Raw genomic sequence first — 18,775 nt, 5'->3', positions numbered from 1 at the left:
AATATAGTTTCATCTCAACACCTTTATTTTTTACATAATTAAAATAATTTCAAAGGGGATTTATTCTATTATATAGAATTACTATTAAAAATAATTTTAAGGGACGGATTTATATGAGCGAGGTATTATTACAAAAGGCAAATTATCTACAATTTAATGAATTAAAACTCTTGAAAAAAGCTATTTTAATAACAATTTAAAAACTAAAGTCAATATGAATAATACTGAACAAACAATTATCATTCAAACACAATTAGCAAAAACATTAAAAGATAACGGCATTTTTTCTTTATTAAATAATAGAACTGCAAATATCCAATCCATATCTTATAAAATAATGAATGATACAATTGTGCATAACAATTTATTAACTACAGATCCAATTGCGTTCCACAATCTAGTATCGTACGAACTATTTGAAAATACCATAACGGCTTATACTTCAGATTTACAACCTATTTATTTACCAGATGGTGCTACAATTATTGATTTTACTTTCTCTGCATTTCCAAAAATTGCACATAACATGAAAAATGCAAAAGTAAACGGTATACCTGTTCCACTTAAAACAAAGGTATCCCATTTTGACGTCATAGAAATCTACTTTGATTTAAAAACAAAACTTGGTATTAGATTGGCTCAATTATGCCAATACCGCTAAAGCACAATTAATTATTCAGCAAAAACTATCATAAAAAATAGACCAATGCTTCTTATAAAAAGTATTGGTCTGTTTTTTATGATACGAAATACACCCCATATTCTTTATGGAATAAGCAAATTTAATAAGATACCAACAACTGCACACAACCAACAATAGACACATATCCTAATTTTGTAACCTTACTTACTAATAGAAAGGCAGGTAATACAATTGAGTTCCAATATCGACTACACTTCCCCCTCAATTAATTTCACTTATGATTTAAATAAAAGTAATTTTTTTCAGAAAGATGCTCAAAACTATATAAACGTACTTGGCGAGAAACAATTAAATACGTTAGAAAACACTTCTTTATTAGATATCTATTTAAGTACAGGAAATGTTGTAGAGCCGCACATACATCAAAATGCAGCTGAACTTGTTTACTGCATTTCAGGCTCTGCAGTTGTTTCTTTACTTAATCCTTTTACAAATCAAATATTAAACTTACCAATAAAACCGGGGCAAGTTGCCAACATTCCACAAGCGTGGTGGCATTATGAAATTGCTACAGCAGATAACACTCATTTATTAGCAATCTTCGACGCACCAACACCAGAAGTTATTTTTGGTTCTGACATGTTAAGATTAACTCCCACTAATATAATGGCCCATACTTACTGTCTCGATGAGCAACAATGGAAACAAGCGGTATCCCCTATTCAATCCACTACAGTAATCGGTCCTCCAGCAAATTGTAATCAGAACCGCGGAACGATACCCCCTGCAACTCATCCTCCTAATCCACAACAAAATTTATATTACCAAGATTCATATTATTTTCCTCTTTACTGGGGATATTAATTTATATTATGAAAGGACAATTATTTATCTCCTCGGAAAATACGTAGGAGATTTTTTTATTATATACCCATTCCTATTTATTATCGTAACAATTAATAGAATAGCTACATATAATAGTTATATATTTAATTGGAGGTGATAGTACTATGAGTAATTATAACTATCGAAAAAACTACTCTCATAATAAAAATAGTAGTTCATCAACATCCTCTCAGTCTTCGAATTCTCAATCTTCCAATTCCCAATCACAAAGAGACTTAGCCAATCAAGGCTATGTAAAGAAAAAAGGATGTAACTGTAATAAAAACAAATAGTTGATTACTAATTTGTACAATAACATTTTAACACTCACGATAAATAAATTACTTCCCTTTTATTTAAAAGATGAATTCTGTTTTTAATAGAATTCATCTTTTTTATTTATAGATAATTTTTCAAATCATATAACTTATTCCATAAACAATAGATTATAAATCATTAATTTTGATTTTTTTAACAAAGAGTACTTTCTCAATTGATTTATCACCTATCTTTCCATAAAATATAGCCCACCCTAATAAAATTAGGATGGGCTATATACAAACGCCAATTCAAATTTCAAACAGGCGTTGTAACAAACTAGACGATATTTATACCTGCACTTACAAATCCAGCTACTGCAGCTATTGGACTTGCTGCTGTTAATGAAACGTATAGTAGTATTTTATCTCCTGCAGCTACTGGGATAGCTTCAGGTATAATACCTGATGCTGTAGAACCAATTGCGATTGCAGCAAATGCTGGTGTTAATAATAGAGGTGCACCCTGTACTGTAAACGTATTACTTGCTGCAGGTGCAGTTAATATTTGTATCTGCACTTGAACAGGTGATAATGGAGATAATGCAGCTGTTGCACTAAAGAAACCTGCTAATGACGTAATAACACCTGCGCGTGGTGCTACAAATGCATAATCACCTACACCCAACGCTAATGTGATACTAGTTCCACCTGTTAAAGCTATACCAGGCTGACTAAATCCAAATCCAAGAAGAGTTCCTGTATTTGCTACTAATGCGTTAACTAACGCAGCTGGTGTTGTACCCGAAGCGAATGGAATAATAGCTCCGCCACCAGTTGCTCCAGTTGCTCCCGTTGATCCTGTTGTCCCTGTTACTCCTGTTGCTCCCGTTGTTCCTGTTGTTCCTGTTGTTCCCGTTGCTCCCGTTGACCCTGTTGCTCCCGTTGTTCCCGTTGTTCCTGTTGTTCCTGTTGCTCCTGTTGCTCCTGTTGTTCCTGTTGTTCCCGTTGTTCCTGTTGCTCCTGTTGTTCCTGTTGCTCCTGTTGCTCCTGTTGCTCCTGTTGTTCCTGTTGTTCCTGTTGCTCCTGTTGCTCCCGTTGACCCTGTTGTTCCCGTTGTTCCTGTTGCTCCTGTTGCTCCTGTTGTTCCTGTTGCTCCTGTTGTTCCTGTTGCTCCTGTTGCTCCTGTTGCTCCTGTTGTTCCTGTTGCTCCTGTTGTTCCTGTTGCTCCCCTGATCCTGTTGCTCCTGTTGCTCCCGTTGACCCTGTTGCTCCTGTTGCTCCCGTTGCTCCCGTTGGAATATAAATTGGCGGAAGAACCGGAAAAGTAGGTCCAATATTTTCTGGTCTTACCATACCTTTATTCAAAGATAATTTTTCATCGCTGTTCAATTTACTACCTCATTTCACATTTTGTTTACTAATTAACAAAATAAAACCTCTATCATTTTAGAAAAATTCCATAACTACTTTTTCATACTCAAATGATTTTACATAAAGTAAACTTTTTACCGTTACTATAACTAGTAGTATTAATATAACAAAATGATAGTTCCATTCCAAAATACTAAATCGCTACTATTAAACTCTTCGACTCCACTTTCCGGATCTATCTTTTCACCCGCAATATCAACTTCAAATTATAATAATAATTTAATAATTAATTTAACTGCTGGTAATACAATTTCACTTCAACTATTCGGCGTATTATCCATAGTTAATTTAGTTGGAGGTGGTTCAACAGGTGCCTCTTTAACAATTATACGAATCGATTAAAAAATGATTCATTCTTTTTATAATAATCATTCTTAAATGCTAAAATAGTAACTACTAGGTCATTCCTTTAGTTTATATTTTAATAACTTCACGTAAGTGATTATGCAATAAGAAATACTTTGTACTATATTCATAGTACAAAGTATCTATACTAAATTTTCCGTATATACATTATCAATTTACACTCCTCACTGCTAATGTTACATTGAACATGAAGATAGTTTCTCAAATGCGAACCATCTCAAAACATATTTGAGAAACATACTCCAATCCTATACGCGAGAGCAACACTATGTTGACACTCAAATGAGTGTCTTTTTTTGTGGATTATAAAAAATAAAAACCATCTCTTATAGATGGTTTTATCATTACGCCTTTCTTTGTTTTTCAAGGTAGCTGTAAATTTATGAAGTTGAATAATAAATAGTCATATTTAACCGGGTTTGCGTTCTTCCAAAATTACGATAGGAATGCGGTCTATCCGCCTTAAAGCGAATTGAATCCCCGCTATTTAATTTATACTGACAATCATTTATTTCAAGTGTCAATTCCCCTTCAAACACCGTTATAAATTCTTCAGTCCCTTCTTTATGACCTTCCGAATTTAACTTTCCTTCTGTTTCAATTTCAACCGTATAGATTTCAAAGTTCCTATCATCTTGGAAAGGAAAAGAAGGATACACTTTATATCTTCCATTGTCTTCTGATAATACTTGAACATCATTTCGTAAAACAACTTTCGTATCCGGTTGCGGATTATTGATTAAAGAAGTAAAAGACACTTTCAACCCATTAGCTATTTTCCATATCGTTGTTAATGTTGGACTTGACTCTCCACGTTCAATTTGTCCAATCATCGTTTTACTCACACCTGTTAATTGGGAAACCTTTTCTAAACTTAATTTTTCTTTTTCTCGAATTGTTTTTAAATTTTTCGCCAGAATAAGTTGAATTTCTTCCATAAGAAACACTCCTACACTATATACAATATAACGACCGTTATGTATAATAAAAAGCACACGTTATATTGTTCTTTTCAGTCATTATAACATACAAAATACTTAGGGGGTTTTGAAATGCCTATATTTTCTTTTTTGTTATTTGTTTTTATAAGTAGCTTCACACCCGGACCTAACAATTTTTTAGCTATGACATACGCTAATCAACATGGTTTAAAAAGGAGTATGCAATTTTGCTTCGGAGTAGCTTTCGGTTTTTTCATCCTCACTTCCTTATGTAGTTTCTTTAATATTGTACTAATTAAAATCCTACCTATAATCGAATTCCCTTTAAAAATCTTAGGTGTAGCATATATGCTATATTTAGCCCTTAAAATACTCACAAGTAAAACTAGCATAAATCCCGATGAAAAATATAATAAAAATTTATTTACAGTTGGGATTTTCCTTCAGTTTATTAACCCTAAAGGAATACTATTCGGACTAACTGTAGTATCAACTTTTATTCTTCCTTACTACAATTCATATTCAAGTTATCTACTTTTTTCATTATTTCTAGGTGTAGTTGGATTAATGAGCACATTTAGTTGGACATTATTCGGTTCCATGTTTCAAAAACTTTTGTTGAAGCATACTAAATCATTTAACATCCTTATGGCCGTTTTATTAGTTTTCAGTGCGCTTTCCATTATAATCAATTAAATTTCCTTTATTAAAAAAAAGAGGATTACTCAATAAAAGTATCCTCTTTTTGAGGCCGAGTGATTTTTCTGTTTCACTAAAATAAAATCTTTACTTAACTTTCCATACCACCAGCCTCTACGCTCAAGGTAATCCGTCATTCCTTTAAGTTGCGGCCTCTACTTTTTATTATTCATTTTAAAATCTCTTTATAATAATACAGAAAAATACGCTATAATATAAGTTATTGTTCTTTAGGAGGGGTTTAATGACTGATAAGTATAAATTTTTAATTCTTGTTGTTACAGCATTTTTTTCTTTCTTTTCCTTAATAAAAGATTTCCGTAACACTTCAAAAAGTTTCTTTTGGGGAAGCTTTGCAATCCTAACAAGCTTTATATTATTATTAACACACGCTTTAGAGTTAACTCCAATACTTCTCCATTCAGCCCAGATAGCTCTTGAGATTATTACAATACCTCGTAAATTATTGTTCCCGTCTGGCACTGAAATTGCTAGTAATTGCTAACAATTCGTGTATCTAAAAAAATTCAAGTCTATATTTCTAATTATCTTTATAAATATAAAAATGCGGTTTCTCCTTTCTAGAGAAACCGCACCCTATCAAAAATTCTTCTTAAATTTTAAACTGACTCGTATACAGATCAAAGTAAAATCCTCTATCTTCCATGAGAGATTCATGGTTCCCTTTTTCCAAAATACTTCCATCTTTTATAACAAGGATTTGATCTGCTTTTTCAATCGTTTTCAGTCGATGAGCGATTACGAAACTTGTTCGACCTCTCATTAAATTGTTTAGTCCTTCTTGTATTTGTAATTCTGTTCTCGTATCAATATTAGATGTTGCTTCGTCGAGAATTAATATATCTGCATCTGCTAAAATTGCCCGTGCAATCGCAAGAAGTTGTTTCTGTCCTTGACTTAAATTCGATCCTTCTGAAGCAATTTTCGTTTCATATTGATTCGGTAAATGTTTTATAAAAGAATGTGCAGATGCTGCCTTAGCTGCATTGATTACCTCTTCATCACTAGCATCTAATCGACCATAACGTATATTATCCATAATCGTCCCAGCAAATAAATACGTATCTTGTAAAACTACTCCTATTTTACTTCGCAACGAATTCATATCATATTCTTTTATGTTTTTTCCATCAATATGAATTTGTCCTTGCTGTATATCGTAAAAGCGCGTTAGCAAATTAATGATTGTTGTTTTGCCCGATCCAGTTGGACCTACTAAAGCAATTGTCTCCCCTGGCCGCGCTTTAAGACTCACTTCTTTTAAAATCGTTTTATTTTCCTCATACCCAAATGAAACATTCTCGAGTGCAACATGTCCTTGTAAATTTTGTACAACGAATGCATCTTTTTTATTTTTGATTTCCGGTACTTCATCCATAATTTCAAAGACACGTTCCCCACCAGCCACTGCCGCTTGAATCGTATTCATTAAAGTTGCGAATTGACTGAGTGGTCTTGAGAATTGACGAGAATAATTAATAAAAGCTGCAATGACACCTACTGTTGTCATTCCATTTAAAGCCATTACTGACCCAGTCCCAATTACAAGTCCCATACCTAAGTTGTTAATAAAGTTCATACTCGGAAAAATAAAAGCTGAAAATGTATCCGCCTTCGTTGCAGAAACTCTTAGCTGTTCATTAATTTTATTGAAATTTTGTACGGTTTCTTTTTCTTTCCCATATAACGTTGTAACATCCGCACCTGTTATAGCTTCCTCAATAAATCCATTTAATTCTCCTAAATCTTTTTGACGCTTTGCAAAGTTTTTACCACTATAAGCAACTAGTTTTTTTGTAACGAAAAACATAATAGGTACTGTAATTAAAGTAACAATCGCTAAAATCCAATCTAATGCGAACATCGCAATCGTCACACCTATAAAAGTTAGCGCTGATGAAATAATTTGTACAACACTTTGTGTCAACGCTTGATTCAAATTATCTATATCATTTGTTACACGACTCATTAAATCCCCTTGAGAACGTACATCAAAGAACCGTAAAGAAAGCGTTTGGATTTTCTCAAAAATATCTTGTCTTATTTTTTGTATCGTTTTTAATGCAACGTTAACCATGACAAATGTTTGTAACCAAGTTAAAAACACTGTAATACCATAAATTGCGATAAGTAACATGCACATTCTTGCTGTGCCATTTAAATCTTTCGGTACAATATATTGATCTATAATTACTCCCATTAAATAAGGACCTAATAATCCAAGTAACGTTGTAGCAAATACTAAAAATATAACGAACGTAAGAGCAGCCTTTTGATAGCCCATATAGTTCCATACTCTCATCACAGTTCCTTTCGTATTTTTAGCCTTCCCCATCTTTGTTGCGTTACGCCCACCTTTATTAGCAAATTGCCCTTGAAAATTACGCATGTTCTTTCCCACCTTCCTTATACAAATTGCCACCTTGGGAAAGATAGATTTCTTGATAAACCTCGCATTGTTCTAACAGTTCTTTATGTGTACCATCACCAACTAATTCACCATTATCTAACACGAGAATTTTATCAGCATCTATTATTGATGAGATTTTAGAAGCAATTAATAATGTTGTTGTTCCTTTATATTCTCTCCTTAATGCTGATTGAATGTTAGATTCTGATTTAGCATCAACTGCTGATGTAGAATCATCTAATACAAGAATAGATGGCTTTCTCACAAGCGCCCTTGCAATGGATACACGTTGTTTTTGTCCACCTGATAAATTCGTCGCACCTTGTGTTACATGATATTGATAAGAATCTTCCAGTTTGTTAATAAACTCAGTCGCACAAGCTGATGAAGCCGCCACTTCCAGCTCTTCCTTCGTTGCATCTTCTTTTCCATAACGTAAGTTCTCTTCTATACTACCTGAAAACAACAATGCCTTTTGAGGTACAAACCCGATTGAACCACGAAGTTTTTGTAAATCGTATGCCTTAACATTTATTCCATCAATACATATTTCACCTTGATCAACATCGTATAAGCGTGGTAACAATTTTGCTAAAGTAGATTTACCACTTCCTGTAGAACCGATAACCCCTACTTTTTCACCTTTACATATGCGAAATGAAATATCTTTTAAAACATATTCATTATTTTTCGTATAACTATAACTAACATTTTTAAAATCAATATTCCCCTCAATTTCCTTAGGTACAAGCGCATTTGTTTCGCTCGTAATATCAACCTCAGTATTTAAAACTTGCTGTACTCGATCCGCAGACGGAAATGCTCGCGCGATTTGCATAAATACCATACTGATAGACATAAGTGACATTAAAATGATATTCAAATAATTTATAAACGCTAATATAGCTCCTACTTGAAGAGTCCCGTTAAATACTTTTTCTCCACCAATCCATAATGTTGCGACAATCCCTCCGCTTACAACTAACATTATGATTGGCATCATTAAGGAAATAAGCTGCACCGCTCTAATATTTATCTTCGTTAAATTTGTATTAACATTTCCAAACTGATTAATTTCATATTTTTGTCTTACATACGCTTTAATAACACGTACTCCAGATAAATTTTCTTGTAACTTTGTATTCACTTTATCTAATGCTTCTTGCACCTTTTTGAACGTCCCGCTCGCTTTACTCGCAATGAATATAATCGCAAGTAATAAAATTGGAACGACTACGAGTAATATAGGAAATAACTCGCGTGCTGTTACAAAAACAATTATGATACTTCCGATAAATAACAAAGGACCACGAACAAGAACACGTAATGTCATCGTCATCGCCGATTGAATAGATGTAATATCATTTGTCACTATCGTTAATAACTTTCCAGTTCCAAACGAATCACGATTTTCACTAGAAAATGTTTCTATTTTCGCAAACACATTTTTTCGTATGTCAGTAGCGAAATTAACAGCTGCTTTTGTAGAATACATCATACACCCAAGCCCTCCAACTAAACCGAGTGCTGCAGCTCCTATCATAAGAAGCCCCATTTTTATTACATAATTCATATCCCGATTTGCTATCCCAACATCAATAATATGTTGCATAATAGTCGGTTGAATTAAGTCCATCGCAACCTCAAGTACCATAAATAGTGGTCCAATAATAGCGAAGAACATGTATGGTTTTAAATACTGTAATAATTTACGAAATGATTTCATACATAATCTCCTTTTCCCATGAAATTACCCCCTAATAACTCATATCCCTCCTTATTTAAGCGCTGTAGTTTATAATTTCTTTCTTATTCCTATTATATTATGTAAATTAATATTTAACATTATTAAATGATAAGCATTAATGACTTTACGGTCAATAAATGTGCTTTTTATTATATACATATAAAAACCGCATTCCTAATGAAAAGAATACGGTTTTTCATCTATATTTTTTCAGTTGTAAACTCTAAAAACTCAGTCTCAAATCCATTATTTTTAGACGGACTACACGTGTAAAAACCTATTTTAATAGGCTTATTTCCTATATCCTCCATCAAATGAGCGATTCTTATTTGTTCCCATTGGTGAATCTTCTTCACATATATTGTATAATCACCACGTTTACGAACAATTCGAAAACGAAGTTGCTCGTTAGCTAATTCTGTCGGAAAGTCTTGCGTGGACCAATCGGAATATCCATTATTCGTTACGACAGCTCCTAAATGAGATGGACCATCTGGAATATATTCTAATGAAGTTTTCAGCCAACACTTTTCCGAAACCATAACAAAAAGACCAGCTTGATCGAATTTTGAATTTGGATTCATACGCAATTGAACTTCAGCTTGAAAGTCTGTCATCGTCTCTGTATAAAATACATGACCATTCATTACTTCGAATCCATAATGTGTTTTAAGCCAAAAATCTGTTTCGGCTTTCGAGCGGACAATAAGCGCATGATTGTTATTAAGCTTATAATATTCAGGTACATTCATTATAGTAAGTTGCTCAATATGTTCTGGTATATGTGATATTTTCATAGTTCCTCCCTAATAAAGCATCTATATACACATTTAAAATTCTACTAATACTGGGAATTTATAACCTTTCAAATCCAACTCTCTATTACTTCGAACCATTAAATACTTACTTGATTGTAATTCTGTAAACTGTACATCCTCAACCCCTAATTGATCTGGAGAGAAGTAAAATTCGATTTCTGTAAATCTTTCAGCGATCTCCCCACATATTTCATCTAAAACTGGAATTACTGGTGCAAACACTCCATATAATTTCAACTTTTCATTATCTACTTCATACACAATTAGAGCATCGAGTTTCTCTGAATAATACAATTTCTCATTCCATTCCGAATTGTACATATTCAAATAAAACGAAGGACGGAAGTTTAATGTTGAAAAATTATTTGAAAGTCTTTGGCTACTATCTATAGTTTCATGTATTAATTTTCTATCCTCTTCCATATAATAATCTAGCTCTCTAAGTAAGGAATCATTATTATTCTTTTTATCATATGGAATAGTCATCAAATACTCCTGCACAACTTTAAAACCATATGATGTATATAGTTCAGGTTTTTCCGTAAACAATAATGTGCATTCACATTTCTTATCGATTTCTTCTATCATTTTACTCATTAATTGTGTCATGAGTCCTTGTCTTCGAAAATTAGGGTGTGTCATCACCGATTGAATGCCTGCTGCATTTATTCTTTCACCATTCACTAGCAATGGTAACGAGAATACCGCAACGTTTGCAATCGCTTTATCTTCTTGTAAAAATGATAAAGCTTTATATGTATCATCCCAATAACCTCTCTCTGAAAAATCATGCAATGTTTGACTTGGAATCCCAAATACTTCTTCAAATAAAGGAAATAACTGCTCTCTTTTCGGTTCTTCTAAAAGAAGTTTTTCAAAACTTTCAACATTCCCCATGTTGTCCCTCCATATGTTAATTCCATCAAATTAGATATAGTTGTAGAACCTGCTCTTAAAGTAATAGGTCTTACCAATCAATATACTATCATAAAATATAAAAAAAAAGTCTAATTAATTTTATGTTTCGACTATTCGAAAACAAGTCGAATAAAACAATATTAGGATTTTTGAATATTAATGAGTTTATTATATAAAAATAGCGCTTTCTAATTCGTTTTTACTAATAGAAATACACTATTTATAATAAAAGATTTTTATTCTTTTATCCCTTCAAGTCTTTCCTTCGTATTAATTTCTTCTCCACTTATACGCTTTTCAAAAGACTTTCTCCAACTACTTGAAAGTGCATTTACTTCTAATATCCTTTTTATCCCTTCAATATTTTGCTTTTCCTTGTGCATGATACGGTTAGCAAACGCTACTGAAACACCCTTTGGATCAGACTGTAGTCTTTTTAAAGTATCGACTGATGATACCCATCCTTCTTTTAATACACGAAAATAAAATCCTGTATATCCTGTTTCTTGAAAATATAGTGGTAACTTCGGGATATTGTATTTCTTAGCTAATTTAAAACAAGGTTGCCTTGGCTGCGTTACTTGTACAATTGCTTCTCCAATTTGAAATGTATCACCAATACAAACATCCTCTTCGCGCATATCACTAACTGTTATATTTTCTCCGAAAGCCCCATATACAAGATCTTGATTCAACTCTTTTTCCCAGTATGGATAGTGATCACCAGTATAAACACAAACTGCTTTATCTACTCCTCCATGATGAACTAAGTCAGCTTGTCCATCCCCATTAAATTTTACAAAAGATAAATATACCGGTTCCTTTACTTGTTTCTTATTTATGCCTGTATGAATTACTTTTCCGCCGTATGTAACCTCTTTTGGTAATCCTATATTTAAAGATAATAATTGATATTCATTAGCCATTCTATTTCCTCCTTTAAAGGTGTTACATGTATTTTCTCTCGGTTAATTTTTACAATCCTCTCTGTTATATAAAGATGATTATAAAACCTCTAAAATCATTGTTCAATTCAATTATTTATATAATAATGATAGGTATATCCTATTATTATGCTTGAGGTGATTCCAATCGAATTACGACAACTTGAATACTTTTTAGCTGTTTCAAAAGAATTACATTTCACAAAAGCAGCTGAGAAATTAAATATTTCACAGCCTTCACTAAGTCAACAAATACGTGCATTAGAGCATGAAGTTGGAATGCCCCTTTTCGATCGAATTGGTAAAAAAATATCTTTAACCGAAGCTGGGAGGATTTTATTATTACATAGTAAAACAATTTTTCATGAAGTTGAACAAGCCCGTTCTGCTATTCAAGATTTAAACGGATTACAACAAGGTTCCTTAACAATTGGATCATTATTAACCGTCGTAAATTACTTACTACCACCAGCTATTTTAAATTTTAATAATTTATATCCCAATATAGAACTTTCTGTATTAGGACTTCGCACAGGAGATATTCGTGAAAAATTATTACAAAACGAACTAAATATTGGCATTACATTTCTACCAGTGCACGATAAAGAAATTATTTCTATCCCTCTCTACAAAAGTGAACTTATAATAGTCGTACCAACTGGTCATCAATTAGCTGAACATAATCATGTATCTATTGCTGAATTGCAGAATTACCCTTTAATTCTTTTACCTAAAAATTTCTTTTTAACCGAATTAATTACATCCCATTGTCAAAAATTCAACTTTAAACCAAAACCAATTTTAGAAATTAGTACAATGGAATCTTTAATCCAAATGGTTTCAAAAGGCATGGGGATTACAGTTTTACCAAAACCGTATATAGACTTTTTACAAAATAAAAACATTCAAGCTATTAAAATAGAAAATCCTACTCCAATAATAGAAATAGGGCTTATTTATAGAAAAGATAAATATATGTGTGCTGCAACTCGAGAATTTATTAAACAATTGAAACTAACCGTACATTCTTTACAAAATTAAACGAACAAAAGAGATTATCCTATGAAGTCATTTCATAACGACCTAGTAGAATAATCTCTTTTCATAATGAAATAAAGTATTAACTATAAATTTTAGTGTACCTTTTTGGAAATTGGAATATATTTTGTAAAATAAGCCCCAACTAACAATAATACGATTGAAAATAGCACTGTCAACATACCGCCGAACTGAAACCAATATGCGAACAAATTAAAAATTGCAAGTGAAAAGAAACAAATTGAAGTTAATGCACTCTTCAATCCTTTTATTTCTGCTTTTTTTCTTTTTTGATACGCAATATACATGGAAACGGCTAAAAAAATGATAAAAACAAACATTAATAAAATGTTTAGCATCGGTAATCCCTCCAGTATAAATAACCTCCTTCGGTGCTACCATATTACCCCATTTACCCTTTTGGAATCAATTTATTATTCTCTTCTCTCCAAAAATCAGTATAAGTTTTATTTTCAAAGTTCACATTCACCTCAGAAAAAGGAAGACTCCCTCCAACCTCCAACGAGTACCAGTCATTTAAAAGTGGAGACCCGAAACAAATATTCATTGTGCATTCATGCAAATCAAATAATACGGAATGTAAAGTTCCAAACCATTCTTCATAATTATGCACCGTCAGCCCGGCAGGATATTCTTTTTGTACTAATCCTTTTAAAGACTCTATACTCACTTGTTCATTTCGATTTAAATGTTCATACAATGTGTGATATCGGTTTGTAGATTGTTCTAATCTTCTACTATTCAGTTTTTGAATAGGTAAACTAATTGCGTGGTTTGTTGATACGATAAAATCTTGGCTTTCCTCAACAATTGTGATTATTGATTTATATCCATCAAATATTTCAATACATACTGCATCTACAGGGTCGGCTACTATTAGATTCATATTACTAGCAATTGGTATTTCTTCTATTAGTGACTTAGCCTCCTGCACATTTTTGCATTTCTCCAATAATACTCTAATGACCGCAAAACATTGTAAACCACTTACCGCTGGCTTTCTTAAACCCGCAATATTTCCAACCGGTTGACCACATGCTGAAAATGTAACAGATAATCCATGCTCGTTAACTCCTTCCGTTCGGCCAAAATATTGAGTAGAAAAGCCACTATGTGCATATGCACCTTCAACATGAGTCGAACAAAAACGCATATCATCTATTACTGGTGACAAATCATAGTTTCTTAATACATAAGTATGCTTTAAATCTGTCTTTTTAGGTAAAACAGCACAATGGCTACAACCTGCTTTTAATAGTGTTTGATAATAATACATCATATTTTCAGATGAAATTTTTAATACTTCACAAAACCCTTCAATCTCTTCATTAATTCCTGGACAATAATTATGTAATATGTTCCTAGATTCTGTCCAATGCTGATGCGATATTAAATTTTCTTTCTGTATAAATTGCGGAATAAGGTAAGGATGTTGTTTTACAAATTCCCCTTGTTGCTTACCGATTTCATAATGACTTCCTTTTAGCGATGAAAAATACCCCTTTACTTGATACATCTAATTCCCCCTTATTGAATTTATCCATATCGTACCAAATAAATTGTATTCATTCTTGATGTTTTTTACTGTCTTTCAAATCAAATACGGCTGGAATAAAGCGAACAGTTATAAAATAAAAACTAGGAAACTGTAATCTTTAACAGTTCCCTAGTTTCCTTCATACTAAATGATTCCCTCTTCCACCATCGTTTCTGCAATTTGCACCGAGTTCCACGCCGCACCTTTTAATAAATTATCGGAAACGATCCAAAGATGGAATCCGTTTGGTGTATCAGGATCTTTTCTAATTCTACCGACAAATGTATCTATTTTCCCTTCTGCGTATAATGGCATTGGATACAGCTGTTCACTAGGGTTATCCTGCAAAATAACACCTGGTGCATCAAACAATACTTCTTTAATTTCTGCAACAGTTGCTTCTTTTTCAAGCTCTATATAAACCGATTCTGAGTGACCTGATATAACTGGAACACGCACACAAGTAGCTGCCATTTTCAAGTTTGGGTCTTCTAAAATTTTCTTCGTTTCTTGTATCATCTTTACTTCTTCAAAGGTGAAATCATTATCCGTGAATATATCTACTTGAGGAAGTACATTAAATGCAATTGGATAATGTTTTTTATCTTTTTTCGCTGGTAATATAGTACTCTCCACTTCTTCACCTGCAAGTATTGACTTAGCCTGTTCTTTTAATTCTTGAATTGCATGAATACCAGAACCCGATACAGCCTGATAAGTGGAAACGATAATTCGTTCTAATCCGAATACTTTTCGTATTGGCTGAAGAGCTGTTACCATCTGTAATGCTGAACAATTCGGAACTGCTATTATCCCTTTATGTTCCTTTAAAGTGTGCGCATTTACTTCCGGAACAACAAGAGGTACATCACGTGCCATTCGATATTCACTTGTGTTGTCAATTACGATGGCACCGCTAGAGACAGCTTGATTTACAAATTGTCTAGAAACTTCTCCTCCAGCGCTAAAAAAGGCAATATCTACCCCTTCAAAGCTATTTATTTTTGCTTCTTGTATAATGATCTCTCGCCCTTTAAATTGTACTGTCTTACCAGCCGATCTTTTTGACGAAAGTAACGTAACTTCAGTTATATTAAACTTTGTTTCTTTTTCTAACAGTTCAATAATTTTCTGACCTACTGCACCCGTAGCCCCAACAACAGCTACATGATAGCCCTTTTCACTCATCTTTTCTCCTCCAATGTTAAATGAATAAATATTTCTACAATTTCATTTTATAAGGAATTTAATCATTTGGAAAATTGAAATACGTGATATAATCATTCACAAATCATGATAATAAAAGAGGGATTGTTTATGGAAATGAGACACGTTAAAACATTTTGTGCGATTGTTAAGTATGGTGGTTTTTCTAAAGCTGCTCATGCATTAGGTTATGTGCAATCTACAGTTACAGCGCATATGAAAGCATTAGAGAACGATTTACATATTCCTCTTTTCGATCGGTTAGGAAAAAAAGTACTTCTTACAAAAGCAGGTCATCAATTTCATCCTTATGCTTTAGAATTACTTGCAATTTATGAAAAAGCGCAAGAAATCCCTCAAAATACCGATCAATTAGAAGGTACATTGAGTATTACATCAAACGAATCATTAGCAGTATATCGTTTACCACAATTATTACGTACTTACAAACAGAAAAATCCGAAAGTAAATATCGTACTTGAAACAAACACAAATGAACAAGCATTACAAAAATTACATGAAGGAGAAACAGACGTTGTCTTCATAATTGGAGAAAGTATAGAACATAATGATTTTATTACGTGTACTTTTAGTAATGAAACATTTGGATGGATTTTACCACCCCATTACTGTACACACTCTAATCCATTTTATTTACTAAACGATACCCAGTTTATCTTTACGGAACAAAGCTGCGGCTATAGACCGATGGTAGATCGTTTTTTACGTCAAAGCGGGAATATTCCAGCTAAAACATTTGAAACTTCCAACGTTGAAGTCATTAAACAATCCGTCATGTGTGAATTAGGAATTTCAATTCTTCCTTACATCGTTGTACAAGAAAGTTGTCAAAAAGAGCAACTCTGTTTTCAGCCTATTGAAACTCCAACAGTTATTCAAAGCCATGTAATCTATCATAAATCTAGATGGATTTCCCCTGTAGTACAGTCGTTTCTTTCACTATTAAAGGTTATGAAAGTATAAAATAATATGAAAGAAAACATGAGTTGAAATCCTTTAAAGAATATCAACCCACGTTTTCTTTACTACCACTTATATAGTCATCTTCTTTTTATTAGGTGATGTTTTTTCTTTAACTAGAACAAATATGATTGGAAGGACAAGTAAACTAGCAATTGCACAGATTGTTCCTAAAGAAAAAAACGGAAATCCATTACTTATGGCAAGTGACGCTACGCCAGAAGCAATAGTCATCCCAATATACATGGCAGAGCTATTTAATGCCATTACAGTCCCTCGCACAGCTGGTTTTAATTCTGAAATTAGTGCCGTTAATGATGCTTGTCCAAATCCAATAAATAAACTCCAAATAATATGTACAATAATTGCAATTACTAGATTTTCTGTGGAAAGCGAGAATGACATTACACTAATTGAGGATACAATGCTCGCAATGACTATAACACTCTTCTTTCCTATTTTATCAGCTAATTTTCCACCTAAAATATTACCAGCTACACTACCAACTCCTGCCAAAAAAATTACTATACCTATTTTACCAACAGAAATTCCAAAATTATTCTCATAATAAACACCTATGTATGAAAACATGCCATGTAATCCAATTGTCCATAGAAACGTTGCTAATAATGCAAATAAAACTGATATATTTACTACAGTCATTTTCAATGGTGCATCCACCGTTTCCGTTAAAGAAACATGTACATCCTCTCTCTCTTTTTCATTTCTTAATATGTGATTAATTAGTAATGTCAGAAATAAAGTTAAAAGTCCTATACTATAAAATGTCCATTGCCAATTTCCTATTTCAGATAAAAATGCGCCTATAGGTACTCCAATGACTGTTGAACCTATCATTGCTCCCATAATTGTTCCCATCGCTTTTCCTCTTGACTCATATGTAACTTTATCTCCTACTAATGCAAAAATACTTGGCATAATCATTGCACCAGATAAACCTGTTAGACCGCGAAATAATAAAAGAATTTCAAAATTCTTCGCTAATCCCGTACAAAATGTAGAAATAGAAAAAATAATAAACCCTATTATGATCATACGTTTCCTTCCAACTCTATCAGACATCATTCCAAATACGGGTGCAGTTATTCCATAACAAAGTGCATAAATAGTAATTAATAACCCTCCACTCCCATCAGGGATACTAATTGTTTCTGTAATTACTGGTAATAAAGGTGCCACTAATAATGAATCTAATCCAACAAAAAAAGCTACAATTGCCAAAATACGTATCATTGACTTTAACTCCATATATAACTCCCCTTTATTTCACATATGAAATAATTATTTATTATTATCCCTTCTTTAATTTTCACTGTACTAGTTTTTATTTCACATATGAAGTATTTATATAAATAAAAATGTAACAGAATGTTACATTTTTACTATATTTAATTCAAGTGCTTCTTCCACTTTAATAATAAAGCCTCTAAAAGTCCTTCTTCTTCTTTCGTAAAACAACCACAATTCTCTTTTAAAAAATCACTATATTGCACATCTACTTGCTTTTTCGTCTCTTCACCTTTTTTAGTTAAATAAACGAGCGTTTCACGTTGGTCATTCGGGTTCTTCTCTGTCATTACGTAACCATCTCGCTTCATCCGTTGAATCATTGTTGTCATATTACTTGGAACACATCCCATGTTTTCAATTAACTTTGACATAGATACTTTCCCAGATTTTGCGAGTACTTGAATCACTCCAAATTGTACATAACTTATATCATATTGTTCAATTGCCTTATCTAGATTTTTTTGGAGTAAATGATAAACATCACGAATATTACCGTAAAGCTCTCTGTTATTCATATGTAAGCCCCTCTATTTTATTTCATATATGAATCATATTCCCATTTATTTCTTGTGTCAACAAAAACACCTTTGTAATTATG

The 18,775-nt window shown here is 32.7% G+C and carries 16 protein-coding genes and 3 pseudogenes; 7 read left to right on the top strand and 12 right to left on the bottom strand.

Features of this window, described 5'->3' with window-relative positions:
* Nucleotides 1–169: 169 nt before the first annotated feature.
* Nucleotides 170–695 (top strand): annotated as a pseudogene (locus NST14_RS12635) (TGS domain-containing protein); the annotation flags it as partial.
* A 179-nt stretch (nucleotides 696–874) separates the two neighbouring features.
* Nucleotides 875–1,507 carry a cupin domain-containing protein gene (locus NST14_RS12630; RefSeq protein WP_000097590.1) on the top strand — a complete coding sequence of 211 codons (633 nt, stop codon included), beginning with the start codon at nucleotides 875–877 and terminating at the stop codon, nucleotides 1,505–1,507.
* 618 nt (nucleotides 1,508–2,125) lie between these two features.
* Here the strand turns inward: NST14_RS12630 and NST14_RS12625 are convergent.
* Nucleotides 2,126–3,177 (bottom strand): annotated as a pseudogene (locus NST14_RS12625) (exosporium glycoprotein BclB-related protein).
* Nucleotides 3,178–3,360: 183 nt separating this feature from the next.
* On the opposite strand from NST14_RS12625, the pseudogene NST14_RS12620 reads away from it, so the two are divergent.
* A pseudogene (locus tag NST14_RS12620) lies at nucleotides 3,361–3,561 on the top strand (BclA C-terminal domain-containing protein); the annotation flags it as partial.
* Between the two features lie 404 nt (nucleotides 3,562–3,965).
* On the opposite strand, the gene NST14_RS12615 reads toward NST14_RS12620, so the two are convergent.
* Nucleotides 3,966–4,580, bottom strand: a complete 615-nt coding sequence (locus NST14_RS12615) for a helix-turn-helix domain-containing protein (RefSeq protein WP_002170244.1) — start codon at nucleotides 4,578–4,580, stop codon at nucleotides 3,966–3,968.
* A gap of 57 nt (nucleotides 4,581–4,637) precedes the next feature.
* Between NST14_RS12615 and NST14_RS12610 the strand changes: the two genes are divergently transcribed.
* Together NST14_RS12610 and NST14_RS12605 are read left to right on the top strand one after the other, a co-directional pair.
* Nucleotides 4,638–5,222: a LysE family transporter gene (locus tag NST14_RS12610; protein WP_001121288.1), complete on the top strand. Its 585-nt coding sequence runs from the start codon at nucleotides 4,638–4,640 to the stop codon at nucleotides 5,220–5,222.
* A gap of 247 nt (nucleotides 5,223–5,469) precedes the next feature.
* A complete protein-coding gene (locus tag NST14_RS12605) occupies nucleotides 5,470–5,730 on the top strand; it encodes a hypothetical protein (protein WP_229142726.1) in 261 nt (86 codons plus the stop codon).
* 108 nt (nucleotides 5,731–5,838) lie between these two features.
* Here NST14_RS12605 and NST14_RS12600 read toward each other — a convergent pair whose 3' ends face one another.
* From NST14_RS12600 to NST14_RS12580, 5 genes are all read right to left on the bottom strand, one after another.
* Nucleotides 5,839–7,635: an ABC transporter ATP-binding protein gene (locus NST14_RS12600; protein WP_001243539.1), complete on the bottom strand. Its 1,797-nt coding sequence runs from the start codon at nucleotides 7,633–7,635 to the stop codon at nucleotides 5,839–5,841.
* A complete protein-coding gene (locus NST14_RS12595) occupies nucleotides 7,628–9,382 on the bottom strand; it encodes an ABC transporter ATP-binding protein (protein WP_000834809.1) in 1,755 nt (584 codons plus the stop codon). The genes NST14_RS12600 and NST14_RS12595 overlap by 8 nt, the downstream gene beginning before the upstream one ends.
* 221 nt (nucleotides 9,383–9,603) lie before the next feature.
* Nucleotides 9,604–10,200, bottom strand: a complete 597-nt coding sequence (locus NST14_RS12590; protein WP_000703153.1) for a DUF1349 domain-containing protein — start codon at nucleotides 10,198–10,200, stop codon at nucleotides 9,604–9,606.
* Between the two features lie 33 nt (nucleotides 10,201–10,233).
* The gene (locus tag NST14_RS12585; RefSeq protein ID WP_000528700.1) at nucleotides 10,234–11,118 is read right to left on the bottom strand and encodes a GNAT family N-acetyltransferase; all 885 of its coding nucleotides are present in this window, start codon (nucleotides 11,116–11,118) and stop codon (nucleotides 10,234–10,236) included.
* 257 nt (nucleotides 11,119–11,375) lie between these two features.
* Nucleotides 11,376–12,065: an MOSC domain-containing protein gene (locus NST14_RS12580; RefSeq protein WP_073541496.1), complete on the bottom strand. Its 690-nt coding sequence runs from the start codon at nucleotides 12,063–12,065 to the stop codon at nucleotides 11,376–11,378.
* Nucleotides 12,066–12,221: 156 nt separating this feature from the next.
* On the opposite strand from NST14_RS12580, the gene NST14_RS12575 reads away from it, so the two are divergent.
* A complete protein-coding gene (locus NST14_RS12575; protein ID WP_000612252.1) occupies nucleotides 12,222–13,124 on the top strand; it encodes a LysR family transcriptional regulator in 903 nt (300 codons plus the stop codon).
* Nucleotides 13,125–13,216: 92 nt separating this feature from the next.
* Here NST14_RS12575 and NST14_RS12570 read toward each other — a convergent pair whose 3' ends face one another.
* The 3 genes from NST14_RS12570 to NST14_RS12560 all read right to left on the bottom strand — a co-directional run bounded on the left by NST14_RS12570 (nucleotide 13,217) and on the right by NST14_RS12560 (nucleotide 15,867).
* Nucleotides 13,217–13,480 carry a hypothetical protein gene (locus NST14_RS12570; protein WP_000932117.1) on the bottom strand — a complete coding sequence of 88 codons (264 nt, stop codon included), beginning with the start codon at nucleotides 13,478–13,480 and terminating at the stop codon, nucleotides 13,217–13,219.
* 53 nt (nucleotides 13,481–13,533) lie between these two features.
* Nucleotides 13,534–14,658 (bottom strand): C45 family autoproteolytic acyltransferase/hydolase, encoded by a 1,125-nt coding sequence (locus NST14_RS12565; protein WP_000285217.1) that lies wholly within the window; start codon nucleotides 14,656–14,658, stop codon nucleotides 13,534–13,536.
* A 165-nt stretch (nucleotides 14,659–14,823) separates the two neighbouring features.
* Nucleotides 14,824–15,867, bottom strand: coding sequence for an aspartate-semialdehyde dehydrogenase (locus NST14_RS12560; RefSeq protein ID WP_001290626.1), 1,044 nt, complete (start codon nucleotides 15,865–15,867; stop codon nucleotides 14,824–14,826).
* A gap of 129 nt (nucleotides 15,868–15,996) precedes the next feature.
* Here NST14_RS12560 and NST14_RS12555 point away from each other — a divergent pair, with 129 nt between their 5' ends.
* A complete protein-coding gene (locus NST14_RS12555; RefSeq protein WP_000425885.1) occupies nucleotides 15,997–16,869 on the top strand; it encodes a LysR family transcriptional regulator in 873 nt (290 codons plus the stop codon).
* Nucleotides 16,870–16,938: 69 nt separating this feature from the next.
* Here NST14_RS12555 and NST14_RS12550 read toward each other — a convergent pair whose 3' ends face one another.
* Nucleotides 16,939–18,135 carry an MFS transporter gene (locus NST14_RS12550; protein ID WP_000421209.1) on the bottom strand — a complete coding sequence of 399 codons (1,197 nt, stop codon included), beginning with the start codon at nucleotides 18,133–18,135 and terminating at the stop codon, nucleotides 16,939–16,941.
* Nucleotides 18,136–18,275: 140 nt separating this feature from the next.
* Nucleotides 18,276–18,692, bottom strand: a complete 417-nt coding sequence (locus tag NST14_RS12545) for a MarR family winged helix-turn-helix transcriptional regulator (RefSeq protein WP_001065034.1) — start codon at nucleotides 18,690–18,692, stop codon at nucleotides 18,276–18,278.
* Nucleotides 18,693–18,775 lie beyond the last annotated feature (83 nt).

The organism is Bacillus sp. FSL W8-0519 (assembly GCF_038005585.1).
GTDB classification, from domain to species: domain Bacteria; phylum Bacillota; class Bacilli; order Bacillales; family Bacillaceae_G; genus Bacillus_A; species Bacillus_A paranthracis.
Note: the sequence above shows the minus strand (reverse complement) of the source record. Positions and strands in the feature narration are given on the sequence as shown.